The organism is Tabrizicola sp. T74, from assembly GCF_057219935.1.
On record NZ_JBXVVT010000001.1, the window covers coordinates 1,247,187 to 1,271,592 of the forward strand.

The 24,406-nt window shown below is 66.7% G+C and carries 22 protein-coding genes and 1 tRNA gene; 4 read left to right on the top strand and 19 right to left on the bottom strand.

All coding sequences use genetic code 11. The annotated features are described in order from the left end of the window. Positions 1-138: 138 nt before the first annotated feature. Positions 139-777: a ribonuclease T2 family protein gene (locus tag AC2EAL_RS06375; protein WP_484723328.1), complete on the bottom strand. Its 639-nt coding sequence runs from the start codon at positions 775-777 to the stop codon at positions 139-141. 125 nt (positions 778-902) lie between these two features. On the opposite strand from AC2EAL_RS06375, the gene AC2EAL_RS06380 reads away from it, so the two are divergent. Further along, positions 903-1,661 (top strand): DUF1013 domain-containing protein, encoded by a 759-nt coding sequence (locus tag AC2EAL_RS06380; protein WP_484723329.1) that lies wholly within the window; start codon positions 903-905, stop codon positions 1,659-1,661. 129 nt (positions 1,662-1,790) lie between these two features. Here AC2EAL_RS06380 and AC2EAL_RS06385 read toward each other — a convergent pair. Further along, positions 1,791-1,875 (bottom strand) — tRNA-Leu (locus AC2EAL_RS06385). Between the two features lie 152 nt (positions 1,876-2,027). Between AC2EAL_RS06385 and AC2EAL_RS06390 the strand changes: the two genes are divergently transcribed. Further along, the gene (locus tag AC2EAL_RS06390; protein WP_484723330.1) at positions 2,028-3,014 is read left to right on the top strand and encodes a complex I NDUFA9 subunit family protein; all 987 of its coding nucleotides are present in this window, start codon (positions 2,028-2,030) and stop codon (positions 3,012-3,014) included. A gap of 4 nt (positions 3,015-3,018) precedes the next feature. Further along, the gene (locus tag AC2EAL_RS06395; protein ID WP_484723331.1) at positions 3,019-3,819 is read left to right on the top strand and encodes an undecaprenyl-diphosphate phosphatase; all 801 of its coding nucleotides are present in this window, start codon (positions 3,019-3,021) and stop codon (positions 3,817-3,819) included. A 46-nt stretch (positions 3,820-3,865) separates the two neighbouring features. Here the strand turns inward: AC2EAL_RS06395 and AC2EAL_RS06400 are convergent, their stop codons facing one another. The 11 genes from AC2EAL_RS06400 to AC2EAL_RS06450 all read right to left on the bottom strand — a co-directional run bounded on the left by AC2EAL_RS06400 (position 3,866) and on the right by AC2EAL_RS06450 (position 15,352). Further along, a complete protein-coding gene (locus AC2EAL_RS06400; protein WP_484723332.1) occupies positions 3,866-5,308 on the bottom strand; it encodes an APC family permease in 1,443 nt (480 codons plus the stop codon). A gap of 84 nt (positions 5,309-5,392) precedes the next feature. Continuing rightward, positions 5,393-5,911 carry a flavin reductase family protein gene (locus AC2EAL_RS06405; protein WP_484723333.1) on the bottom strand — a complete coding sequence of 173 codons (519 nt, stop codon included), beginning with the start codon at positions 5,909-5,911 and terminating at the stop codon, positions 5,393-5,395. Positions 5,912-5,915: 4 nt separating this feature from the next. Then, the gene (locus tag AC2EAL_RS06410) at positions 5,916-7,256 is read right to left on the bottom strand and encodes a glutamine synthetase family protein (protein WP_484723334.1); all 1,341 of its coding nucleotides are present in this window, start codon (positions 7,254-7,256) and stop codon (positions 5,916-5,918) included. Continuing rightward, positions 7,246-7,929 carry a TetR/AcrR family transcriptional regulator gene (locus tag AC2EAL_RS06415; protein ID WP_484723335.1) on the bottom strand — a complete coding sequence of 228 codons (684 nt, stop codon included), beginning with the start codon at positions 7,927-7,929 and terminating at the stop codon, positions 7,246-7,248. The genes AC2EAL_RS06410 and AC2EAL_RS06415 overlap by 11 nt, the downstream gene beginning before the upstream one ends. Continuing rightward, positions 7,926-9,209, bottom strand: a complete 1,284-nt coding sequence (locus AC2EAL_RS06420; protein ID WP_484723336.1) for an alpha/beta fold hydrolase — start codon at positions 9,207-9,209, stop codon at positions 7,926-7,928. The genes AC2EAL_RS06415 and AC2EAL_RS06420 overlap by 4 nt, the downstream gene beginning before the upstream one ends. Next, positions 9,209-10,549, bottom strand: coding sequence for an acyl-CoA dehydrogenase family protein (locus tag AC2EAL_RS06425; protein ID WP_484723337.1), 1,341 nt, complete (start codon positions 10,547-10,549; stop codon positions 9,209-9,211). Before AC2EAL_RS06425 ends, AC2EAL_RS06420 begins: the two co-directional genes overlap by 1 nt. Further along, entirely contained in the window at positions 10,546-11,598 is a 1,053-nt protein-coding gene (locus AC2EAL_RS06430) for a 2,5-dihydroxypyridine 5,6-dioxygenase NicX family protein (RefSeq protein ID WP_484723338.1), read from the bottom strand. The genes AC2EAL_RS06425 and AC2EAL_RS06430 overlap by 4 nt, the downstream gene beginning before the upstream one ends. 129 nt (positions 11,599-11,727) lie before the next feature. Continuing rightward, on the bottom strand, positions 11,728-12,360 hold the full coding sequence (locus AC2EAL_RS06435) for a flavin reductase family protein (protein ID WP_484723339.1): 633 nt from the start codon (positions 12,358-12,360) through the stop codon (positions 11,728-11,730). Further along, positions 12,360-13,286 (bottom strand): carbon-nitrogen hydrolase family protein, encoded by a 927-nt coding sequence (locus AC2EAL_RS06440; protein WP_484723340.1) that lies wholly within the window; start codon positions 13,284-13,286, stop codon positions 12,360-12,362. Before AC2EAL_RS06440 ends, AC2EAL_RS06435 begins: the two co-directional genes overlap by 1 nt. An 11-nt stretch (positions 13,287-13,297) precedes the next feature. After that, on the bottom strand, positions 13,298-14,221 hold the full coding sequence (locus AC2EAL_RS06445; protein WP_484723341.1) for a fumarylacetoacetate hydrolase family protein: 924 nt from the start codon (positions 14,219-14,221) through the stop codon (positions 13,298-13,300). A gap of 9 nt (positions 14,222-14,230) precedes the next feature. Next, positions 14,231-15,352, bottom strand: coding sequence for a cupin domain-containing protein (locus AC2EAL_RS06450; protein ID WP_484723342.1), 1,122 nt, complete (start codon positions 15,350-15,352; stop codon positions 14,231-14,233). Between the two features lie 136 nt (positions 15,353-15,488). Here AC2EAL_RS06450 and AC2EAL_RS06455 point away from each other — a divergent pair, with 136 nt between their 5' ends. Beyond that, positions 15,489-16,133, top strand: coding sequence for an FCD domain-containing protein (locus AC2EAL_RS06455; RefSeq protein WP_484723343.1), 645 nt, complete (start codon positions 15,489-15,491; stop codon positions 16,131-16,133). Positions 16,134-16,184: 51 nt separating this feature from the next. Here AC2EAL_RS06455 and AC2EAL_RS06460 read toward each other — a convergent pair whose 3' ends face one another. Genes AC2EAL_RS06460 through AC2EAL_RS06485 form a run of 6 tightly spaced genes read right to left on the bottom strand, consistent with a single transcriptional unit; the run spans position 16,185 to position 24,272 of the window. Next, entirely contained in the window at positions 16,185-17,324 is a 1,140-nt protein-coding gene (locus AC2EAL_RS06460; protein ID WP_484723344.1) for a hypothetical protein, read from the bottom strand. After that, on the bottom strand, positions 17,324-18,562 hold the full coding sequence (locus tag AC2EAL_RS06465; RefSeq protein ID WP_484723345.1) for a phosphotransferase family protein: 1,239 nt from the start codon (positions 18,560-18,562) through the stop codon (positions 17,324-17,326). The genes AC2EAL_RS06460 and AC2EAL_RS06465 overlap by 1 nt, the downstream gene beginning before the upstream one ends. Then, a complete protein-coding gene (locus AC2EAL_RS06470; RefSeq protein WP_484723346.1) occupies positions 18,559-20,319 on the bottom strand; it encodes an ABC transporter ATP-binding protein in 1,761 nt (586 codons plus the stop codon). Before AC2EAL_RS06470 ends, AC2EAL_RS06465 begins: the two co-directional genes overlap by 4 nt. Continuing rightward, complete coding sequence (locus AC2EAL_RS06475) at positions 20,316-21,485, bottom strand: glycosyltransferase family 4 protein (RefSeq protein WP_484723347.1); 1,170 nt, start codon at positions 21,483-21,485, stop codon at positions 20,316-20,318. The genes AC2EAL_RS06470 and AC2EAL_RS06475 overlap by 4 nt, the downstream gene beginning before the upstream one ends. Then, the gene (locus AC2EAL_RS06480) at positions 21,485-22,699 is read right to left on the bottom strand and encodes a glycosyltransferase (RefSeq protein WP_484723348.1); all 1,215 of its coding nucleotides are present in this window, start codon (positions 22,697-22,699) and stop codon (positions 21,485-21,487) included. The genes AC2EAL_RS06475 and AC2EAL_RS06480 overlap by 1 nt, the downstream gene beginning before the upstream one ends. Next, positions 22,692-24,272: a response regulator gene (locus tag AC2EAL_RS06485; RefSeq protein WP_484723349.1), complete on the bottom strand. Its 1,581-nt coding sequence runs from the start codon at positions 24,270-24,272 to the stop codon at positions 22,692-22,694. Before AC2EAL_RS06485 ends, AC2EAL_RS06480 begins: the two co-directional genes overlap by 8 nt. Positions 24,273-24,406 lie beyond the last annotated feature (134 nt).

A 24,406-nucleotide genomic window follows, 5' to 3' on the forward strand; every position in this document is an offset into this window, starting at 1 on the left:
AGGTTTCGATCCACAACTCAAAGCCTGCAGGCGCTTCCCCAGACGCCCAAAGGCACCGAACATTTGACAAAGCACTTTTCCCCAAAGTTTCCCCTCAACGGTTGCTTTTCAGATTGCCGGTCCCGCCACCCCTTCCAGCTACCGCACCGGCTCCAGCACCGCATCCTTTAGGCGGCAGTCGCGGATGACGTCATCGCCGCAGCGGCGGAACGCCAGGTCCTTCGTCAGGCAGACCCGCGCCTCCTGGATCAGGCCCTCCTTGCAGGTGATCGTGATCTGATCGCGCTGAAGGTCCGGATTGGCCTCCAGGAACGCGTCCTCGATCACGCTTGCAGGCAGCGTCAGCGGGCGAGACACCTCTTCGAACAGCTCCGGAATGGCGACGCGGCCATAGGCGTCGCGCGCCGTTTGAAAGAACACGGGCGCGGACAGGCCGGAACAACGCCCGTGCTTCTTCCACTGATAGAAGGCCGTCCCCGACCCGCCCATGATATCCGCCATCGCTGCGGTGTCTGCCCGTGACGGATCGCGCTCTCCAGTCCGGCAGAACGACGGCCAGCCGTCCTCATACTGCGGCCAAAGCCCATGCAGCACAAAGGTAAACCCGCGCCCGTCGGCGCATTGCGGATCGTCGCGGTCATCCCCCTCCAGCGCGCACCAAGCCGCCGACCACGACAGCGCCAGCACATAATAGTCGAAGTCCCCGGCCCGCTCGCCTTCGGCCCGTGCCGCCCCGGCCCAGCACAAGGCCGCGATGGCCAACAGGAACGCCCGCATTTTCGCTTCCCCTTTGCGCGATTCCACCCTATATGGGCGCCTGAATTCCCCGAAATCGTGGAACTCGCGGGCCAGGCCCGCAGCCGTTTTCCCGGCACGGGACAGGTTTGTAAAGGAGAGATCCGATGTCGAAACCGCTTATGGCCAAGGCCACTGCCGTCTGGCTGGTGGACAACACGACGCTCAGCTTTGCGCAGATCGCCGATTTCTGCGGGATGCATGAGCTGGAAGTGCAGGGCATTGCCGACGGCGACGTGGCCACCGGGGTCAAGGGTTTCGACCCGATCGCCAACAACCAGCTTGACCCGATCGAGATCACCCGCGCCCAGGCTGATCCGCTGTACCGGATGAAGCTGAAATACAACGCCGCCGCCGTGGGCGAGGAAAAGCGCCGCGGCCCGCGCTACACCCCGCTGTCCAAACGCCAGGACCGTCCCGCCGCAATCCTGTGGCTGGTGAAGTTCCACCCCGAACTCAGCGACGGCGCCATCGGCAAGCTCGTGGGCACGACCAAGCCCACCATCCAGTCGATCCGCGAACGCACCCACTGGAACATCGGCCAGATCCAGCCCATCGACCCCGTCGCCCTCGGCCTCTGCAAGCAGTCCGAACTTGACGCTGCCGTCCAGGCTGCTGCCCGCAAGAAGGCCGCCGAGGGCAGCGTGATGTCCGACGACGAACGCCGCAAGCTGGTCTCGACCGAACAGTCGCTCGGCATGGCGCCCGAGGCGCGGATGCCTTCGGGCCTCTCGGGGCTCGAGGTCTTCGGCGACGAGGAAAAGGACGACAGCCCGGCTTCGGATTTCTCGGACGCCGACAGCTTCTTCAATCTTCCCGCCGACAGCCACGACGACGACGAGGACGAAGAGGACCGCCGTCGCTGATCCCTAGGATCGCTACCCCTTCCGGAACCCGGTCGCCCTGCGGCCGGGTTTCTTCGTTTCCGCGCTAAGGCGAAGGGGCCAGACAGCAAAAAGCCCGCAACCTGTTACGGTTGCGGGCTTTTTGAGGAATGGTGCCCAGAAGAGGACTCGAACCTCCACGCCTTGCAGCGCTGGTACCTGAAACCAGTGCGTCTACCAATTCCGCCATCTGGGCACTGATGGGCGATGTAACGGCGGCATTTGGCAGAGTCAACGGCCCCGCCACGAAAATTCTAATGTCCGCTTTGGCCTTGCCCGGCTTGCCCCGCGCGGATATTCATCCGCCAGGATTCCGGTGCCCCAAGGTGCCATTTGGAGATTGCGCGGATGAGCAAGCTGGTCACCATCTTTGGCGGTTCGGGCTTTGTCGGACGCTACATCGCCCGCCGCATGGCCAAGGAAGGCTGGCGCGTCCGCGTCGCCTGCCGCCGTCCGAACGAGGCCCTGTTCGTCAAGCCCTACGGAACGCCGGGCCAGGTCGAACCGCTGGCCTGCAACATCCGCGACGATGCCTCGGTCCGCGCGATGATCCGGGGCGCGGATGCGGTGGTGAACTGCGTCGGCATCCTGAACGGGATCGGCAGGAACACCTTTGACGCCGTCCAGGCCGAAGGGGCAGGGCGCATCGCCCGGATCGCGGCTGCAGAGGGCGTCGGCACGCTGGTCCATGTCTCGGCCATCGGTGCCGATGTGAATTCGGACAGCGACTATGCCCGCACCAAGGGCGAAGGCGAGGCTGCCGTCATGGCCGCTTTCCCGAATGCCGTCATCCTGCGCCCCTCGATCATTTTCGGGACCGAAGACGGCTTCTTCAACCGCTTCGCCGGAATGGCCCGCCTTGCGCCGATCCTGCCGGTCGTCGGCGCAGCGACGAAATTCCAGCCGGTCCATGTCGACGACGTGGCCAAGGCTGCTGTCAAAGGCGTGCTCGGACAGGCTGCCCCGGGTGTCCATGAACTCGGCGGGCCCGAGGTCGACAGCTTCCGCGGCCTCATGGGCCGGATGCTCAAGGTCATCCAGCGCCGCCGCGCCGTCATCGGCGTCCCGTTCTTTGTCGCCAAGATCATGGGTTTCGGCTTTGACATGGTGCAGGCCGTGACCCTGGGCCTGATCGAGAACAAGATGCTGACCCGCGACCAGGTCCGCAACCTTGCCCGCGACAACGTCGTGACCCCGGGCGCGAAGAGCCTCGCCGATCTGGGGATCACCCCCACGGCGATGGAGGCGGTCCTGCCCGAATATCTCTGGCGCTACCGCAAGGCTGGCCAGTTCGCTGCGATCAAGGATTCGGCGAAGAACCTGAAGAAGGCCTGATCCGGTGGACACGACGCTGACGGCGGCCATTCTGGGTCTACTGGAAGGGCTGACCGAGTTCCTGCCGGTGTCCTCGACCGGGCACCTCTTGCTGGCAGGCCATTTCCTCGGCTTCGAATCCAAAGGCCGCACCTTCGAGGTGGTGATCCAGCTTGGCGCCATCCTTGCGCTTTTCTCGGTCTACGCCGCGCTTTTGACCCGCCTTTTCCTGCGCGCCCGGCATGAGGACGCCGCCCGGCGGGCGCTCGTCTCAATCCTTCTCGCTTTCCTTCCCGCCGTCGTGGTCGGCGTCCTGGCGCATGACTTCGTCAAGACCGTCCTCTTTGAAACGCCCAGGCTGATCGCTGTGATGCTGATCCTGGGCGGCATAGTGCTCTTGGTCATCGACCGCATCGCCCCGCCCCCGGTCCACAGCGATGCCCTGGCGCTGCCTTTCGGCAAGTCGCTCGCCATCGGCTTCTGCCAGTGCATCGCGATGATCCCCGGCGTATCGCGGTCGGGCGCCACCATTGTAGGCGCCTTGCTGATGGGCGTCGAAAAGCGCGCGGCGGCCGAGTTTTCGTTCCTTCTGTCGTTGCCCACCATGGGCGCGGCGGTGGTCTACGATCTGTACAAGAACCGCGACGTGCTGGATTTCGGCGCAATGTGGGAGATTGCCGTCGGCTTCGCCGTGGCCTTCGTGACCGCGGTTGCCGTGGTGCGCTGGGTGCTGAACTTCATCAGCCGCAATGGCTATGCGCTCTTCGGCTGGTGGCGGATCATCGTCGGCGGCGCGGCGCTCGTGGCGCTTCAACTCGGCTATTGATCGGGTTGACCGGGGCAGGCGTACCGCGCCCGCCCCGGCCCGTTTGTCAGGCCTGGTTCTGGCCCATCTTCGCATAGCGCGCGGGATCGGCCGACTTCAGGCGCGAGGCCATCAGGTAGCCGACGATCCCGGCCAGCGGCACCAGGCTGGGCAGGATCCAGCCCAAGGAACCCCCGGTGGTCCCGGTCAGGTCGCCGAAGTTCAGGTAGATATAGACGAACAGCCCGGCCATGATCAGGCCCGACAGCGCAGGCAGGATCAGCGCCGCCAGCGGTGACGCCGAAGCCTGGCCCGACCGGAAGAAGGCGATGATCGACAGCGAGGTGATCGCCATCATCGCCAGCACCCCCAGCGTGCCAAGCTGGCTGACCCAGGTGAACAGGTTCAGGACCGGGTCCAGTCCCAGCCAGGCGAAGATGCCGACCACGATCAGCGCGGTGATGGTCTGCATCACCGACCCGATGTGCGGGCTTTGGTGCTGGTCATGCGTGCGGCCAAAGGCGGCAGGCAGCAGCCCCTCGCGCCCCGCGACATAGGAATAGCGCGCGATGTAGTTGTGAAAGGCGCTGACGGCCGCAAAGATGCTCGACACCAGCAGCACCCCGGCGATGGCAGGGATCGGCCCGCCGACATAGCGACCCGCAAGATCGAAGAAGAAGAAGGTCGGATCGGGAAGGGCTGCGATGCCGGACTGCAGCTCGGCCACCCCGGCCCCGGCAATCAGCAGCCAGGTCACGAAGACGAAGAACACCCCGATCATCAGCACCGACAGGTAGGTCGCGCGCGGGATGGTGCGTTCGGGGTCGCGGGCCTCTTCCGAATAGATCGTCGTTGCCTCGAACCCGATGAAGGACCCCAGAACCAGAAGGACGGCCAGTGTGACCGACCCCGAGGTGATCGTCGGCCAGTCGAAGAACGGGATCGACAGCCCCGCAGCGCCGCCCTGGAACAGGATGGCGAAGGCGACGATCAGCACGATCAGGTATTCCAGGCCCACCAGCACGATCAGCACCTTGGCCGACAGGTCGACCTGCCGGTACCCCAGCACCGCGACCAGCGCGATGGCGATCAGGCTCCAGCCCCACCAGGGCAGCGCGATCCCCATCTCGCCGAAGACGCCCGAGGCAACGCCACCCAGAAGGCCCAGAAGGCCGACCTGCATCGCGTTGTAGGCAACGATGGCAATCATCGATACCGCCCCGCCTGCGCCCCCGCCCAGCCCGCGCGCGGCATAGGCGTAGAAGGCCCCGGCATTGGCGACATGGCGCGACATCGCGACGTAGCCGACCGAAAATGCCAGCATCACAAGCGTGATGAAGACGAAAGTCGCGGGGATGCCCGCGCCATTCCCGGCCAGGAATGCGATGGGCATTGCCCCCGCGACGCCGGTCAGGGGTGCAGCAGCGGACACCACCATGAAGGTGACGGCCACCAGCCCCAGCGTATTCCGCCGGAGCCGGTTCGGCCCGATTTCGGTAAAGTCAGACATTGTTCCCTCCGTGTTGCGCGCCGCCCGGGTCTTGTCCGCCTGGGTCAGCCGATGCTGCGGGTGCTCCGCAGAATACTTAACAGTTTAACTATCTCCGCTGAGATGTATAGCCTTTCGATAGGCCCGCTGGCCGTACAGCAGGGCCGAGCCCGACCCGTGCAGCCGCACCGCCGCGACGCGCCCGACGATGATGTGGTGCGTCTCCCAGAGCAGCGCCGTGGCCAGGCGGCACTCGAAGACCGCCGTGGCACCCGACAGGATCGGCTGGCCCAATGCCCCGGCCTCCCAGGCGATGCGGTCGAAACGGTCCTTTCGTTCGGTCCCGCTGCGCCCGGCGAAAAGGTTGGCCAGATCCTGCTGGTCTTCCGACAGAAGGTTGGCGCAGAAGGCCCGGTTTTGAAGTATCGCCGTTGCCGCCGGGGACTGCCGGTTGATGCAGACCAGCAGCGACGGCTGCTCGCCATCCGCCGAGACCGAGGTCAGCGACGACACCGTCACCCCGTCCCGTCCACCTTCGCCATCGGTGGTGGCCACCGCCACGAAAGTCGCGGCGCGGCTCATCCCCTCGACAAAGGCAGCACGCAGGTCGGCAGCTTCGGTCATCGCTTTATCCAAGGTCAAAGAACCTCTCCAATTCCACGTCCGGAACCTTCCGGCGGAACTCGTCATGCTGAGACTCGCGCGTTGCAGTAAAGCCGTCAACGAAACGATCGCCCAGCCAGTCGCGGGCAAAGTCCGACTCCCGCAGCCGTTCAATCGCCTCGGGCATCGACCGGGCGAAGTCGCGGGTCGGTTCCTGGCTGTAGCCCGAGCCGATGACCTCCGGGTCCGGCTCGATCTTGTTGACGATTCCCGCGATCCCCGCCGCTAGCGTCGCCGCCGTGGTGAGGTAGGGGTTCGTGTCCGCCCCCGGCAGGCGGTTTTCCACCCGTAGGCTGCCCGGGTCATGGCCGACCAGCCGGAAGCAGGTTGTCCGATTCTCATAGCCCCAGGTCAGGCCCGGCGGCGCAAAGGTGCCCGGAGCGAAGCGGCGATAGCTGTTCACCGTGGGCTGGAAGATCAGGGTCATTTCGCCGATATAGGCCTGCAACCCGCCCAGAAAATGGCGGAAGGTCTGGCTGACACCATTCTTCTGGCTGGCGTCCCAGAACACCGGCACCCCCGCCTTGTCCTTCAGGCTGATGTGCAGGTGGATCGACTGGCTGTCCGCCGCCTCGTTCCAGCGCGGCATGAAGGTTACCGACTTGCCCTGCCGCAGCGCCAGGGCCCGCAGGAAGTTCTTCAGGATCACCAGCTGGTCCGCAGGCTCCAGCCCGCCCCCGGCGGCGATGCAGCATTCCATGAACCCCGCACCGATTTCCTCGTGCATCTTGGCGAGGTCGACCTTCAACGGCTCGCAGATCCCCGACAGCGCCTCGTACCACTCCGTCTGCACCGCCTGGTACAGGATCAGGTCGTGGCTCGCATGCTGCGTCGCGGGCTTCAGGTTGCGGTAACCCTTGGCCTTGGCGCTTTCCGGCGTCTCGTCGAACAGGGTGTATTCCAGCTCCATCCCGTATTTCGGGAACAGGCCCGCCTCAGCCGCCCGCGCCAGGACCTTGGTCAGGATCGACCTCGGGCAAAGCTCCGCCGAAGCGCCGGTGAAGTTCGACAGGACCAGCAGGTCGTGTCCCGGCTTCGACCAGGGCAACCGACGCACGCTGGCGGGGTCGATCACCAGCGGGTCGTCATGGAAGTCGCCCGCATCGTCATTCACGCCCGGCAGGTTCAGGTGCACATCCGTCGGGTCCAGCGCCAGTTGCGCCGGGGCCATGCCCATCCCGGCCTTGGCAATCCCGCGCAGGTTGCCGACCGACACCATCTGCCCGCGCAACAGGCCGTTGGTGTCCGTCATCGCCACCGTGGCAAAGCGGCTGCCGGGGTCGGCAAGGTAGTCGTCAAGCGTCATGGTTCACCTGTCGGGAAGGGGCGCCTGTCAGCGCTTCAAGTTGGTTCAGGTCCGGCCCGGGGGCGGTCGAGTAAGCCTTCAGGAACACCCGCAGCCCGTTCAGGATATACCGCTGAAGGGTGGCCCGGTCGGGCTGGGAATCCGGCATGTACAGCGCCTGGGTCCTTGGGGCCGACAGGATCAGGCCCCACAGGTCCTGCGCCGCCAGTTCCGCATCCTCGAAATCCAGCCGCCCGGCCCGCCGCTGGCCATCGAGATACCGCATGATCCCGCGCAGCAGGTGGTCAGGACCGCTCGCCTGGTACGCCCGCCCGATCTCCGGGAACCTCTGCACCTCGCCGATGATCAGCCGCGCCAGCGCCAGCATTTCGGGCCGCATCACCGTGTCGGCATAGGCCCAGGCAAAGACCAAGAGGTCCGCGACCATCCCCTGATCCGAGGGATGCTCGAAGACGTCCAGCATCGCGTCGCGCTTGCCCAGCATCATCGCCTGGAAGAGCGATTCCTTCGACGGGAAGTAGGAATAGAGCGTCGGCTTCGTCACCCCCGCCTCCGCCGCCACCGCATCCATCGACGCGCCCGTATAGCCCTGCGCCGCAAAGACCTTCAGCGCCGCATCCAGGATCGCGCGCTCCCGGTTTAGCCGGTTCTGCTGGCGGCGGGGGAGCGTCATTCCAACCGCCCCAGAAGGTCCAACAGCGGAGCGTTGTAGGCCCCCGGTGCCTCGACGTTGCAGACATGGCCCGCCCCCGCGATCATCTCGAACCGCACATCCGGGCGCGGGGCACTGTCCCAGATCCGCCCCGCCACCCCCCGGATTTCTGATGGAGGCGCCAACCGGTCATGCTCGCCGGTCATCAGCAACACCGGCATCGTCAGCCGCGAAAAGTCGAACCGCTCCAAGGGGTTGGTAAAGCAGGTCAGCGCGTCCCGATAGGTCGCCGCCGGGATCGCCGCCATGCTGTCCAAAAGCGCCTTGCGCGTGGCGTCGCTGGCTTCTGGCCCCGCCAGCACCTTCACCACCGCCGGGGCAAAACCCGCCGGGGTCTGGCCCGCGTTCAGCGGCACCTCGCGGCTGACCCGGAACGCCTCACGCTCCTCCGGCCCGGCCTCGGACATGCCGGTGCAGCCTCCGGACAGGACCAAGGCGTCCAGCATCTCCGGGTGCCGCATGGCGAAAGAGGTCGCAATCCACGACCCGTAGGACAGCCCCACCAGCACCAGCCGCCGCGCGCCAAGCCGTTCCGCCACCCGCAGGATATCGGCGCAGTAGGCGTCAACCGTCGACTGCTGCGGCCCGAGCGTGCTGTCGCCATACCCCCGCAAATCCAGCGCCGCCGCGCGCATCACCCCGCCCACGGCCCTCAGTTGGTCTACCCAATTCGACCGCCCACCGCCGATCCCGTGCAGTAACAGGCACAGCCGCCCGTCGCCCAGGTCCGGCGTCACCGACAGGGCCAGCCGGGGCAGGTCGTCGAAGACCAGCGTTTCGACCGGGGCAAGCGGCCGGGATAGCCCGGTCCCCGCCTCCGGTACCTTCGCCACCGCCAGCACCGCGATCCCCGCTTCGAAAACCGCTTTCGTCCCCTCGCAGATCGCCCCCAGCCGCGCGGCCGGAGCCCTGACTGTCGCGGTCCAGCTGACCACCGACCCACCCGCCTCAGCCGGCGACACCGTCACCCGAGCGTCATAGGCCTCGCAGTCGCGGATACCCTCCAGATGCGTATATCCCAGAACGCGGTCGCTGTCCGAGAAGTAGGTCTGCTGCTCCCGATAGACCGTATCCTCCCCCGTCACCGTGAAGGCCCGGACCCGCGCGTCTTTCGGCCCCCGCTCCTCGCGCACCGTGGCCACCCAGGGATGCCAGGCCCCGCAGAAATCGCGGACCACCCGCCAGACGTCATCCGGCGCACGTGCCACATGGCCGTGGACCTGGACGACGTCACGCCCCATCAGCGCAAACCTTTCAGGGAACCGCTATCCCCCCGCCACAACGAGTTCCGCGCGCCACCCTCATCCCCGGGCGCCGAGTCCAGTTCGCTCATCTCGTACAGCGCGAGGACCCCGATGTAATCCTCCATTATCTCGCTGGTATAGGGCAGCATCAGCGCCCCGCAGCGGCTGTCGCGATACATGCGCTCCAGCGGCAGCGACTTCAGCATCGACTGCCCGCCACAGGTGCGGATCGCCAGCGCGGTCATCTCCTGCGCGCCCTCCATCACGTTGTACTGGGCCGCGTACATCCGCATCACCTCGGCCTTCGACGGCATTCCCTTCGCCTCGGAAAACGCCTGCCACCACAGCGCCCGCATGTTCGCCAGCCGCGCGTACATCTTGCTGACCGCCACCCGCTTCGTCGCATACATCCGCCGGTCGATCGGCGGCTGGCCGGGGACCCGGCCCTTGAGGTAAGCGATGGTGAAGTCATAGGCCCCCTGAGCCACCCCCATATAGGTCGGCGACAAGGTCGCCATCATGTGCGGCCAGTTCGGCAGCGTCTTCCCGAAGATCCCCCGCGGCATCAACAAGTCATCCTTGGTGACGAAAACGTCTTTCAGGATCAGGTCGCGGCTGTTCGTCCCCCGCATCCCCAAGGGATCCCAGTCGCCCTTCACCGTCAGGCCCGGCGCATCCTTGTGCACCACAAACAGCATCGTGTCCTCGTGCCGAGGTTCCACGCCCTCGAACACCTCGGTGCAGACGATGGTGTAGTAGTCGCAATACCCCGCGAGCGAAGCGAACTTCTTGAACCCGTTGATCTTCCAGCCGCCTTCCACCGCACGGCACTGGGTCTGGTTCGGCTTCGACGTCCAGTTCTGCCCGCCCTCGGAGATCGGCTGCGAATAGATCGCGCGTTCCTTCATCGCCCGGGTGAACTGCCGCGCGCGCAGGGGCGCAAACTCGGCCCGTTCCGCGTCCGAAAGGTTCGGCATGTCATACATGAACCGCGACCAGGCCATCGACGAGTTGTGCATGTTGAAGGTCAGCGCCGTCGCCCCGCAGTACTTGGCGATCTCGGCCCCGACCATGGCGTATTCGCCCATCGAGAAGCCCCAGCCGCCGAACTCCTGCGGGATCGACAGGCCCAGGAACCCGGCATCGGCCAGATCGCGGTAATTCGCCGTCGGGAACGACGCCTCGTCATCCACCGCCTTGGCGCGCGAGGCGAAGACCGGTCCCATCTCGTTGATCTTCGCCATCGCCGCCGCCACCTCGGGCCGGACGCGGGACATGTCGTAATAGTCGGCGGGCTCGCTCATCGGCAACACGGCGATGGGGGTCTGGATGGTCATAGGGCAAGCTCTCCTTGCAGAACGCCGTCCTTCACGACGACGCGCCCGTCGAGGGCGATGGTGCAATTCCTCATCGGCAGGTCGAAATGGCCCAGCGTGTAGCGCCCCGCATATTGGTTCGCGCCCGTGGACCAGAGGAACGACCCGGCCAGCGCCCGGAACTCCACCGCCTGCATGTCGCGCTTGTCGTACATCGCCGCCGACACCCAGCGCGCGCCCGGGTGCATCCCCCAGCCGACGTGGGACATCCCATAGGCGTTCCGGTCGCCCCAGGCCTCCATGTATTCGCGGAAGTGCAGCGCATCGATCCCGTCGCCCTTGATCGCGGTGACGAAGTCGTTCTCGATGGTGAAGTCGATCTGGCTGGTCAGGTACGTCTTGAAGGTCAGGTTCATGTCCCCGACACCCATCACGATCCGCCCGTTGACAGCGTTCTGACCCGGGAAGGCCAGGCACAGCCCGCCCGGCCAATGCGCGACCGACCCGGGCGTGGTCCCGAACCCCGCCGTTCCTCCGCAAGGCGCGCCGCGCAGGTCGACCGTCAGGTCGGTTCCCAGGGCCGAGGTCACCCGCATCTCCGCCGCCTCGCGCAGCATCTGGATGCCGAGTTGCACCTTCGGCCCGTGTTCCGCCTTCGGCTCCGTCCGTTCCAGGATTTCCGGGTGCTCATTGGTGATGACCAGAAGCCGCGTGCGCCCCGCCGCCTCGATCTCGGGCCATTCCGGGGCGTGGATCAGCCCCTCCACCGTGCAGTCGACGATGACATCTACAAGCTTAAGCGCCTCGATCACCGCGCGGTTGCCCTGGATCGCCCAGCTGGTGCCGGTCGACTTCACGGGCACCGGAGCCACCTGCGGCGGGGTCGGCATCTGGATCATGCAGAACTCGGCCCCCAGGTCATAGGCCGCCAACTCGCACAGATGCACCAGCACGGGCCGCGACTGGGTTTCCGACAGGATGGCGATGGGTGTGCCCTTGCCGATCCCGTTCAGCGCCAGCACCCGACGGAATGCCGCCAGCCATTTGCCTTCGACGCGTTCCTGCAGCATCGCGCTTTCCCTGTTGACGATTCGCGGCTTTGCGAATTTCTTTACTTGCCAGTAAAGCTTCGTCAGGCTGCGACAATCTGTCAACAGAATTTTCGAAAATCCTGCGACTTTCGATAAAGGCTTGAGCGATCAGACCTTTCCCGCCGCCTGCAACCCCGCCCAGGTCGGGCGCGGCAGGTCAAAGCGGTCGTGGCTCCGGATGTATTCCGACCCGAAACTGCGCGCGACCAGGTCCAGCGCATCGGTATCGACATGCGCGCGGTCGGGGTTCTTCAGGTAGCGGTCCTCGATATGCACCGCCAGCACGCGCCCGATCACTACCGTCTGGCACGGCCCGGTGACGACAGATGACAACGACCGACACTCGAACGCCACCGGACTGTCGGCGATCCTTGGCGGGGTCACATGCTCACTCGGCACCGTTGCCAACCCCGCCAGCGCCAGCTCATCCACCCCGCGCGGCGCATCGGCCGAGGTCAGGTTCATCGCCTGCACCAGCCGCTCCGGCACCAGGTTCACCACGAACTCCCCCGTCTCCAGGATGTTCAGCGCGGTGTCCTTGAAGCCCCGGTCGGGGGCCGCCATCAGGCCGAGCGCGATGGTCGGCGGGGCCGATCCCATCACGTTGAAGAACGAATAGGGCGCCGCGTTCACCCCCTGCGTCCCCTTGGTCACCACCCAGGCGATGGGCCGCGGGATCACCGTCGCCGCCAAAAGCTTGTAGGCAATCGGTTCGGGCACCTGGTCGAGGTCGTAGCGCATCAGACCTCGCGCACTGCCGGTTTCGCGCGGGTATCCACCACCAGCTGGAACACGTCAGGCCGCGCATAATGCCCGGTCACGTCGAAATCGAACTTCGCCCGCATCACCTCCGCCGGGTCGATCTCGGCATACAGCACCGTCTCGCCGCTGAAATCCGGCCCCGCCAGCACCTTCCCCAGCGGAGAGACAATCGCCGACCCGCCCCGCATCATTACCCGGTCCGGCTCATCCCCAAGCGCGCTTTCGTGGTCCGCCCCATAGGCCCCGCGCGTGATATGCTGGCAGGCGGTCAGCACGAAACACCGCCCCTCCAGCGCGATGTGCTGCATCGTCGGCAACCAAGTGTCCCGATCATCCGCCGTCGGCGCGCAGTAAAGTGTCACCCCCTGGTGATACATGTGCATCCGGAGGGCGGGCATGTAGTTTTCCCAGCAGATCACCGCGCCGATGGTGCCAAGCTCGGTCTTGAACGCGGGCATCGTGGACCCGTCGCCAAAGCCCCAGATCAGCCGCTCCCCGGCCGTGGGCATCAGCTTGCGGTGCTTGCCGACCAGCCCCTTGTCGCCATCCAGATAGAGGACGGTGCAGTACAACGTCGCCCCGTCCCGCTCGATCACGCCCACCACGGCAAAGACCCCGGTCTCGGCACAAGCCTCCACCAGGCAGGCGACCTCGGGCCCGTCCAGGTCGATGGCCGCCGCGTGATAGCGCGCGAAGGCCTCGCGTCCCTCGGGCTTCCGCATCCCGATAGGGGCGCCAAAACTCGCCCCCTTCGGATAGCCGCCGATCAGCGCCTCGGGGAACACCACCAGCCGCGCGCCCTTGCCCGCCGCCTCGCGCAGCCGTGCCGCCGCCTTCTCCGCCGTGGCCATCGGGTCCGCGGGAACCGAGGCCATCTGCACCACCGCCGCCGTGAAGCCTTGCATGTTCACCCCCTTCAGCCCTCGGGCGTCGAGTCTACCACCGGATTGCGCAACGTGCCGATCCCCTGCACATGGCCCACCACCACGTCGCCCGGCTTCAGCCATTCCTGAGGGGTCCGCCCCGCGCCCACCCCTTCCGGCGTGCCGCTGGCGATGATGTCTCCGGGTTCAAGCGTGATCCCGGTCGAGATGTCCGAAATCAGCTCGTCCACCTTGAACAGCATGTGCCGCGTGTTCGACCGCTGCTTTTCGACCCCGTTCACCGTCAGCCAAAGGTCCAGCACCTGCGGGTCCGGGATCTCGTCCGCCGTCACGATGCAGGGACCGAAAGGCGCATAGCTGTCCATCCCCTTGGAAAAGATCCACTGCCCCGCCCGCCGGTTGTCACGGGCCGAGACGTCGATCAGCACCGAATAGCCGAAGACATGGGCCAGCGCCTCCGCCCGCGCGACCCGCCGCGCCGTCGTGCCGATGATGACCGCCAGTTCCACCTCCCAGTCCAGCTGCTTGGTCATCTTCGCATTGTGCTCGATGGCATCGCCCGGCCCGATCACCGTGGTCGGGGGCTTCGAAAACACCACCGGCTGCTTCGGCAGGTCCTTCGAGGTGTCCAGCGACGCCGCGCTTTCCGCGACATGTTCGACGTAGTTCAGCCCGATGCCGAAGATGTTCTTCCGCGGCCGCGGGATCGGCGCCAGCAGGCGCACATTGGCCAAGGCCGTCGCTGTCCCCGGCTTGTGCCGCCCCCCGGTCGCCTCCAGACAGGCGCGAAGGCAGTCCAGCCCCGGCCGCCCCAAGTCGATCAGCCCCAGCATCGACGCTGGCAAGGCTTCCCCCTGCGCCGCCGCCAGCCGTTCCACATCCACGACCAGGTCGCCCTCGATCACCCCAAGCCGCGCCGCGCCCTCGACGGACGCGCGATACGTCACCAGTTTCATGGTCTTTCCCTACAAAAGCGGCTGCTGCCCGCCGTTTTCCCCAAAGGCCTCTTCCCGGTACAGCCCCAGCGCCCGCATCACCGGCAGGTCGTTCAGGCAGAACAGGCAGGCGTCATCCCGGTCCGAGCCGTTGACATGCTCATGCCAGGCCCAGGACGGCACGCAGAAGATGTCCCGTTCCGCCCAGTCGAACCGCTTGCCGTTGATGATCGAATGCCCCCGACCCTTGGCCACATGGTAGAGGTAGCTGCCGGTATGCCGGTGGGCCTTGGTGCGTTCGCCGGGCCGCAGCATCTGCATGCTCGCCCCCAAGGTCTGCATCACCGGGCCGTTCGTCACCGGGTTCACATATTCCATCATCACCCCGTCGAACGGGCTGCCCTCGGTGCACCCCGCATACTTCGACAAGGCCTCATACGTCGGCGCCCATTCGTACTTGAACATCGGGCTATAGCCCTTGCGCCAGCTTTCCCCATAGGGCGTCAGCCCCGGATTGCCCCAGGTCTTGGTCATGTCGTCCACTGCATGCCCCACCACCTGGTTCAGGTCCGGATGCACCTCGTAGAAATTCGCCTCCATCGCGTTGACAAAGGGAATGTCCAGCCCGTCCTGCCACAGGCACAGCGACCCGTCCGCGCTAACACCATGCTCATGCCAGGTCCCGTTCGGGGTCAGCACGAAATCATTCGCACCGAGCGTCATCTTGTGGCCATCGACCACCGTGTAGGCCCCGCGCCCCTCCATGATGAACCGGATCGCGCTGGCCGAATGGCGGTGCGCCGAAGCCACCTCGCCCGGGTTCATCACCTGCAGCCCGGCATAGATCCAGCCCACCGCCGCCGCCACGTCCTGCCGCCCTGGATTGTTCAGATAGATCACCCGCCGCCCCGCCTTTTCCGGCGTCACCAGGTCGACCGAGCGGATCACATGGTCCCGCAGGTCCTTGTACCGCCAGACCACCGGCACCGATCGGCTTTTGGGCTGCCACGGCTCAATCTTGTTCGCCACCGTCCACAGGGCGCCCGCGTGGAACCGATCCAGCTCGTCGTAATAGGCCAGAAGCTCCGGCGTATCCTCGACATTGGCCCGCCCGATCACATCCTCGCGGTGGTTCTCGCGTCCCTTGGCCATGGGTCCCTCCTCCTGCGACAGCGCTGCCCGGAGTATGCCAGCGAGTATTTTCGATGGCAATCAGGATTTTCGAAAATTATCGAATTGCACGATCAGACGCGTCTGGCTAAGCTGCCCGCCAGACAAGGATGCCACCATGACCCTGGCCGAAAAAGCCTATGTTTCCCTGCGTCGGGACATCGTCGAGGGCTGCTTCGCCCCCGATAGTCCCCTGCGTCTCGCCGACTTGTCGGAACGCTATGGCATGGGCTTCTCGCCCCTGCGTGAGGCGCTGAACCGCCTGCAGGCCGAACGCCTGGTCACCGCCGAATCCCTCCGCGGCTTCCGCGTCTCGGCCCGGTCCCTGGCGGAATTCGAGGACGCGCTCCACGCCCGCCTCCTGGTGGAGACCGAGGCCCTCCGCCTCTCCATTGCCCGCGGCGATGATACCTGGGAGGCCTCCGTCGTCGCCGCCCTCTACGCCCTCCGCCGCCAGGCCGGACGCGCGGACGGCGACGTGGATGAACTCAAGACCCGCCACCATGCTTTCCACCGCGCGCTTCTCGCGGCTTGCGGGTCAGACTGGCTTCTCGACTTCTTCGAACGCCTCTACGCCGCAACCGAGCGCTACCGCATCCCCGCCCTCACCGCCGCCGGCCCGCAAAAGCGCGACATCGACGCCGAACACGGGGCGATTGCCGACGCCACTCTCGCCCGCGATACCGCGCTGGCCGAACAGCTCTTGCGTGACCACTACCTGCGCACGGCGACCATGATCCGCTCGGGTCTGGCTTCGGCCTGAGCGGCCGTCCCACGGTGTTGGAGGCAAGGGGCATCGCCGTAAGTCCGAGCCTTACGGGTCGGCAAGTATCCGGCGCAGAATGGGGATGTTCTGCTGGTCAAGGCGCGTCGCGAGGAATGTCGCGCATTTCAGGCGGGCGCAGGCCAGGAACCACATGTAGCTTGGGCTGGCCAGTTGTCGGACCTGGTGAATTGCGCCTTCGGCATCAGCATCGCCGACCAAACCGACCAGCCGTGCCAGAGTGATCCGGGCATCCAGCGCGGCAAGGTCGTAATTCGGGTCGCCAAGTGCCAGGTTGTCCATGTCGATCAGATAGGTCTTTCGACCCGAAAGAACGGCGTGCTCCGGCTTCATGTCCGCATGGATCGGCCGCAAGTGGACGGGCACATGCCAGACTTCAAGGCGCGCCAGAAGGTCGGCGGCAAGTCGCCCCGCCTCCTCATCGAATAGCGCGATCAGGCACTGTTGCCGTGCCGCCTGGGCCAGATGCGCGGCGCGGTCAAGCATGGTCCCGGGCACCACGGGCAGGGTCCAGAGGGTCCGGAGCGCGCCCAGGACCTGGGCCACGTCCCGGTCGCAGAGCGTGGCCGAAAGCGCCACGCCGGGAATGGCGGTGAAGGCAATTGTCCCAAGCTCGGGCAGCATGCCTGCGACGTCGGGAAACCCGAGGCCCAGACCGCGCGCCGCATCGGCCAGATTGCGCAGAGTCTGCGCCTGGGTGGTGACTCCGGTTTCCGGGGCGTGTTTCACGAAGAAAGTCGTCCCGTCCGCCCGGGTCCAGCGAAAGGTGGCGGAAAGCCCGGGCCGGTACCGCACCAGGACCGGGGCGGATTTTGCGGGCCCCCCGATCAGCCGGATCGCATGGTCCTGCGCCGCAGCCACAAAGGCGGCCAGGGCCGGCAGGCGGTGGTCATGCGGAAAGGCCTGGAACAGGGCGCCGGTCTGTGGGTCGAAGGTCGCGTGCGACTGCCGCAGGGCCAGCGTTTCGGCCTTGTGACCCGCGAAGAACCAGATTGACCCCTCGGGCGCATCGGCGGCGGTGCCAAGCGCGACATGCAGGATGGCGCGTGCGTCAGGCTGGTAGCGCAGCCGCAAAAGCCGGGTGCCGGGACGCCCGGTGATCCGGCTCAGGTCCATCTGAGCGAGGTCGGCGTAGGAAGGCAGGACCGCATCGCGCTTGTGGTCAAGCATCACGTCGCCTCATCGATCAGGGCGGCGATCACGTTGGCGGGCGTGGTGCTGAAGGCGTAGATCATCGCCAACCGCAACAGGGCCGCCCGGCGCCAGATGCCGATCCGTCGGGACGACAGCTGCCGCAGCGGCGTTTCCATGGCCGTTAGGAAAGCCTGGTTGGACCGCCCGCCCAGCAGTCCGGACAGGACGAGGTGCGCCTGCAGGTTTCCGACATCAAGTGCCGGATCGCCAAGCCGCAGGGTATCGAAATCCAGCAGCCCGGCGCAGTTGTCGTGCAGAAGGATCTGGCCTTCGTGCAGGTCCCGGTGACACGGGACCGGATCAAGCACCGTCAGGGCCATCAGCTCTTCGGCCAGGCGGGCCAGAGGGTCCCGCAACCGGCGGGCCAATTCGGGGAAGACGCATTTGGTCCGGTCGGCCCAGGTTTGCAGGATCGCGAGTTCGTCCGTCGCGCTGTGCTGGTCGGCCGTTACGGCAAGGCCTTGCAGGACGCGCAGCGCCCGAACGACATCCCGGGTGGCGCGGTAGCCCGGCACACCCCGGAATACCGGGGGCGCGCCCGGCAGGGCAGAGAACAGCGCGATCCCCGTCGCGGCGACAAAGCCCAGCGGGCGCGGGATGGCAAGCCCGGTCGTACCCTCTAGCGCGGCCCAGAGGTCAAGGTGCCGCTGGTACGCCGCCTCGCCCGACCCCGAGGTCACGGGCCTGAGGCGTGCGTACTGCGTACCTGACCGGCCACTGATCCGCAGGACTGCGCGCTTGCCCAGGCGGTGGCTCACAAGCCCGATCTCCGAGGCGGGGTCGAGCCCTACAGCCCCAAGCTGTTCTGCCGCCCAGGCGGGATCATGCAGCAGGCGAAGGCCCGGCAGTTTCGCATCGAACCCGGGGCGGCGCAGGACAAGGCCGCTGCAGGGGTCGGCGGTCACCGCAGGCGCCAATCCGCCGTCCGACTGCCCGCGCCTTGGTTTCGCCAGGCGGGCGCTTTCGGCCAGGGCACGGGCCGCGGCCGAGGGTCCCACCCATTCGCCGATCAGCATGCCCGGGTCGCCTTCCGTCCGCAGCATGACCTGCATCGGTTTCGCTGCCGGGAAATGGACCCGGACGACCTGGGCATTGACCGGGGCGCGGCCCGGAGAAAGCGCTGCGGTGGCCGCCGGCGACGGCCCTTCGGCAATCAGGGCGCGCAGGGTCTGCGGGTCGGGCCAGAGTTGCACCGAGAGGTCCATTTTTGTCATGCCCGTTGCTCCTGTCTTGCGGATTGGACCGGTTCGAACTGGCCGGACCTTAGGTGCACCACCCGGTCGGCGAGGGTCAGCGACACAGCGTCATGCGCGATCAGCAGGGTCGTGCGGCCGCGGGCGACGGCGCGGAGAGTGACGGCCAGCTCGCGTGCGGTCGCGTCGTCGAGGCCGGTCAGCGGCTCGTCCAGGATCAGGATCGGCGCGTCGCGCAGGATGGCACGTGCGATGGCGATGCGCTGCCTTTGCCCGCCGGACAGGCTTTCCCCGCGTTCGCCGACGACCGTGTCAAAGCCGTCGGGCAGGCGGCGGATGAAGCTGTCGGCCCCGGCGGCGCGGGCGGCGGCGAGGATTTCGTCCTCGGTGGCATCAAGGCGTCCGTAGGCAATGTTCTCGCGGATCGAGGTCGCAAACAGGACCGAGTCCTGCAGGACGACCGAGATCTGGTCGCGCAAGGAGGCCAGCGAGAGATTGCGCAGGTCATGGCCATCAAGGGTCACGCGCCCGCCCTGTGGATCGTAGAACCGCAGGAGCAGCTTACCGACCGACGACTTGCCGGCCCCGCTTTCGCCGATCAGGGCAACCACTTCTCCGGGACGGACCTGAAGCGATGCATCCTTCAGGACCGGCGGCTGGCCCGGATAGGCGAAGGTCACGGCCTCAAGGGCAAGCTCGCCCTTCACCGCATGGGGCGTGATCCGTCCGGGCCGGTCCGCGATGTCAGGCCGGATCTCGAAGATCTCCAACAGCCGTTCGCCGCTTGCGGTGGCCTTCGCGATGCGCGAGGTCATCGCGCTCATCTTCCGGATCGGCTTGTAGAGCGTCGTGAGGTAGGCCGTGAAGATCAGCAGGTCGCCGGGGCTGACCGCGCCGCTGCGGACCCGCGCGACACCGTACCAAAGGACGATGCAGGTCCCCAGCGCCAGAAGTACCTGAACGACGCGGTCCATCTGCGCGGCAAGGCGGGTGGAGACGACGCCCGCTTCGGCGGATGAGCTGTTCTGCCGGGCGAACCGGTCCTCTTCATGTGCCTCGCGGGCAAAGCCCTTGACGACCGAGATGGCCGAGATGCCTTCGGTCATCACCACGGCGATCTTGCCTTCCTTGCGGCGTTGCCTGCGGGCGGCGTCGCGGATTCTGGTGGCATAGGCCTGCGAGACCCAGACCAGTCCCGGCAGCACCATCAGCGCGGCAAGGGTCAGGCGCCAGTCCATCAGGAACATGATGGCGACGGTGCCGAGCATGACGACGCTGCGCGCGGCAAAGAACACAGCAGCGTCGATCAGAAGGTCGCGCATCATCCGCACGTCCCCCGTCAGGCGCGAGACGATGTCGGCGCTGGAGACGGTGTCATGGAAGGAATGCGACAGGCGCTGGACATGGCGGTAAAGGTCCAGCCGGATGTCGGCCACCACCTTCTGACCGACGGTGGCGATCATCGTGGCCTGGACATAGGCCATCACCCCGCCGATCACCGCGACGCCCAGGATCGTCAGCGCCGCCGCCGCCAGAAGCCCGTCACCTGATCCGAACCAGGCCAGCAGGACCGACATCACCGCATCAGGCTTTTCCTGCGGGATCAGGATGCCGTCGAAGACCACTTTCAGCGGCCAGGGGCGGATGATCTCGGCCAGGGCGACGACCAGCATGGCCAGCGAGCCCATGATGAGCTTGTTGCGATGCGGGCGGGCATGCGGGCCCATCCGGCGGAACAGCCGCCAAAGCGCGCGGGGTTCAATCCTGGCCTCGCTCATGCCGCCACCCGTTCGCGGACAAGCGCCACCACCTGGCGGGCGTTGTCGGTCCAATCATGGCGTCGCCCTGTGAGGGCGGCGCTTGCCGCAAGACGCGAGGCGAGAGGGGCGTCAGTGGCGAAGCGGAAAAGGGCTTCGGCCAGGGCATCCACATCGCCGGGCGTGACCATTAGGGCGGCCCCGGTTCCGCGCAAGACCCGTTCGGTCTGGCCGATCCGGCTGGCAACGACGGGCCTTCCCACGGCGAGGTATTCGTACAGCTTAAGCGGCGAAAAGTAGTGCCCGTCCGAGGCAGGGTAGGGGGCGGTTGCCACGTCCATCCGGGCGATCAGGCTGGGCAAGTCCTCATGCCGGACCCAGCCGGTCAGTGTCACGGCATCCCCCAGCCCGGCCCCGGCGGCATAGCCTTCGACCCAGGCCTTGCGGGGGCCTTCGCCGACGATCAAGAGGTGCGCCCTGGGCAGGCGGTCACGCAGCGCGCGGAAGGCAGGGAGCAGCGTGTCGAGCCCGTGCCAGGCCTTGAGCGAGCCGGAAAAACCCACAACGAAAGCGTCGTCCGGGACCCCCGGGATCGCGGCCTTTGCAACGCCGGGCTGGAAGCGGCGGGTGTCCACTGCGTTCGGGATCACATGCACCCGTCCCAGCACCGCGCCGCGGGCGGTGACGTAGGAGACCAGTTCGTCGGAGACGACGGCCAGGGCATCGGCGGTGTGGAAGACCTCGGCCTCGACAGCGCGGGCCTCGTCGGCCAGGACCAGGCTGCGGAATTCGGCCTGTTCGGCGACGAGAGGGGCGTTCACCTCGATCACCACCGGGACCTTCAGGCGCCGGGCGGCGCGGACACCGGCGGTAGACCATAGCGAATAGCGTTCGTAGATCAGGTCGAAGGGCCAGCTGCGGTGCAGGCGCACCAGCCTGTCCTCGATGGCGGCGGCGGTCGCCAGGTGGCCTCGTTCCTTTTCCGCACGGCTCCCGGGCGGCCCGCAGTCGGCCGAGACCTGTTCGACCTCATAGCCCGCCATTCCGGTACCGCGCTTGGCGCAAAGAACCCGAACCTCGTGACCCGTGCGGCAGAAGGCGTCGGCCATGGCGTTGATGTGGACCGAAGCACCCTTCTCGCCAAACACCGCGATGCCGCCATCGGCGCAGACATAGGCTATCCGCATCACGCTGCCCCTCGCGATGATCCGGACGGCGTGACCTGGGTGAAATGGCCGGACAGCTGGGTGACGTTGGTCGTGAGATCAAACAACCGCTCGGCCCGGCGGCGACCAGCCAGCCCCATGGCGCGGGCGCGGTCCGGGTCCAGAAGCAGGACCTCCAGCGCATCGGCCAGGCCAACCGGATCGCCTGGGTCGCAGAGGAGGCCGGTCTCGCCCTCGGCAACAATCTCGGGCCCGCCAGTGACGGTCGTGGTCACGACGGGAATGGCCTTGCCCATCGCCTCCAGCAGCACCGTGGGAAGACCGTCCCGGTCGCCGTCGGGGGTGATCACACAGGGCAGCACGGCGATAGCGGCGGTGCCAAGTTCCGTCGCCAGCTTTTCCTGCGGCATCGGACCGGCCAGCGTCACCCGCCCGGTCAGGTTCAACGCCTCGACCTGCCCCTGCAGCGCCCCCTGCAGCGGGCCGTCGCCGATGATCCGGCAGTCGAAGTCCAGCCCCCGGTCCCGCAGGATGGCACAGGCATCGACCAGCACGGCAAAGCCCTTCTTCTCCACCAGCCTGCCGACGGCAAGGATACGCCCCGGCATGGACTCCCCGGTCGGCCTGAACAGCGACAGGTCGATGCCGTTGTAGACGCGGTGGATGCGGTCCGCCGCTGCGGGGCACAGCGAGGTCAGGTGGCCTGCATTGCAATCCGAGACCGTCACGGTAAAGGCCGCCTCGTTCAGCTTGGCCTGGCGCTTTGCGGCGTCGATCTCGGGCGAGACATAGGTGTGGTAGATGTCGCGGGCATGAGCCGTGTAGGAAAACGTCCCGCCAATCTCTCGCGCGGCCAACAAGGCCACGGTCGTCGGATCCGACCCGAAATGCGCGTGAAGGTGGGTGATGCCCGCCGCGCGCGCCAGCCGGGCCACCTCTGCCGCCTTCCATTGCAGCGTGGTCACGCTTCGTGGGTCGTTGCCCGCGAACAGCACCGCATCCTTCGGATCGGCGACAAGCATGGGACCATTGGCCTTGGAAAGGTAGGTCACCGGGGCGCGGAGCTCGGCCAGCCGGGCGTGGCGCGGTTCGTCCGGCGGGGCAAGCAGCGAGAAGATGTGGCATTCGATCCCCAGCGCCTGCAGCGCCAGAAGCTCGTTCAGGATGAAGGTTTCCGAAAACCGCGGAAAGCGTTTCAGCACATAGCCGACTCGGACGGGTGATACCTTAGCCATTCGCGGATACCTCGGCAGGGGCAGGGGCCGCGTCGGTCAGGATCGCGGCGATGTGATCGGCGGCGCGGACGGCGCCGTCGAAGGTCAGTCCCAACATTGCGGGGGGTCGTGGCGGGCGTGCGGTCAGCGCCTTTGCCATCCGTGCGGGCGTCAGGTCCGGCCGCCAGACGACCGTTGCCATTCCCAGCGCTGCCAGCCGCTCGGCACGGATGCGCTGTTCGCCTGACGGGCCGACCCGTGGCACGACGACGGCGGGGCAGGCGGTGACCATGGCTTCGGCGACCGAGTTGTAGCCGCCCATGGTAATGAAGAGATCGGACCGCGCGAGGTGGTCAGGCAGATCGGGCGTCGTGTCCAGGAAGATCGCCCCCGCCACGGCGGCACGGTGCCTGAGCGCTTCGGCCAATTCGGCATCCATCAGCGGGCCTGCGACCAGCGTCAGTTCCGGCCGGCGATGCGATGCCAGAGTCTCGAACCCGGCCAGCACCGTGTCGAGCAGCACAAAGGCATCGCGCCCGCCCCCGCCCGAGACCAGCACCCGACGCGGCGGTCCGTCCCAGCGGGTGCGATCAGACGGACGGGCGGCGGTCACCGCGCCACAATAGCGGACCTGCCCCGGCAGCAGGGATTCCAGCCCGTAGGCGGTGCTTGACGGATAGAAGCCTTCGCTGCCGTAGACGAGGATGTCGTCGTAAAGCTCTGATACGATCCGGTTGGTGCCAGAGCCTTCCCAGGCCTGCGCGACGCGGTCCGGGTCGTCCAGGATGTCGCGCAGGCCCAGGACGACGCGGGTGCGCCCCTTTGCCTTCAGCGCCCGGATCGGCTGGACCAGTTCCTCCCAGACGCCTGCCGGTTCGTGGTCGACCAGCAGGACATCGGGGGCAAAGGTCTCGATGGCGCGCTCCAGGATGCCCGACCGCAGGGCGCGCGTGGTCGCGGCGTCGATCCGCAGGCTGCCCGCCTGCCAACGCCCGCGCCCCAGCTTGGTCAGCGAGGGAAGCTTGATGTAGTCGATCCCGGGATGCGGCTCGAAGACCATTCCGGCGGGGCAGCCGACCAGCATCAGGATCGACGCACCGGGAACCCGCTCGACCAGTTCCCGCGCGATGGCCGTGTTGCGCCGCATGTGGCCAAGGCCGATGGTGTCGTGGGAATACATCATCACCGAAGGCCCGCGCCGCTGGCCTGCGTGCTTGCCCGTTTCGGCCAGCAGGGCACCGGTCAGCTCTGCCAGCCGCGACATCGCAAAGGGCTTGGACAGGAAGGCCGAGACTGCCAGGCCTTCTGCTCGCAACCGATTGGCCACCGTGTCCTGGCCCGACATGATGACGATCGGGACATCCTGGATCGATGCCGAGGCGGCCGTCAAAAGGCTGATCCCGTCGCCGTCGCCCAGGTTGATGTCGGCCAGCACCAGATCATAGCGCGCCGATTCCAGCTGCTTGCGGCCCTCGAGGGCCGATGCGGCATGTGTCACCCTGTGTCCGCCCCGCCCGAGGGCACGGCAGATGTTGCGGGCGATGATCGGCTCGTCTTCCAGAAGCAGGATGCCCGACATGGAGTCCTCCGGCATGGCCAGCCCGAATCGAACTGCCGATCCGGACCAGACAGTGGTGCCGTGGACCAAGCGGATTTCCGATGGCCGCGCCGGGCGAAACTGGGGGATATCGCCCAGTCTGCCGCAATTCCGCCGTATTTCTAACCTGC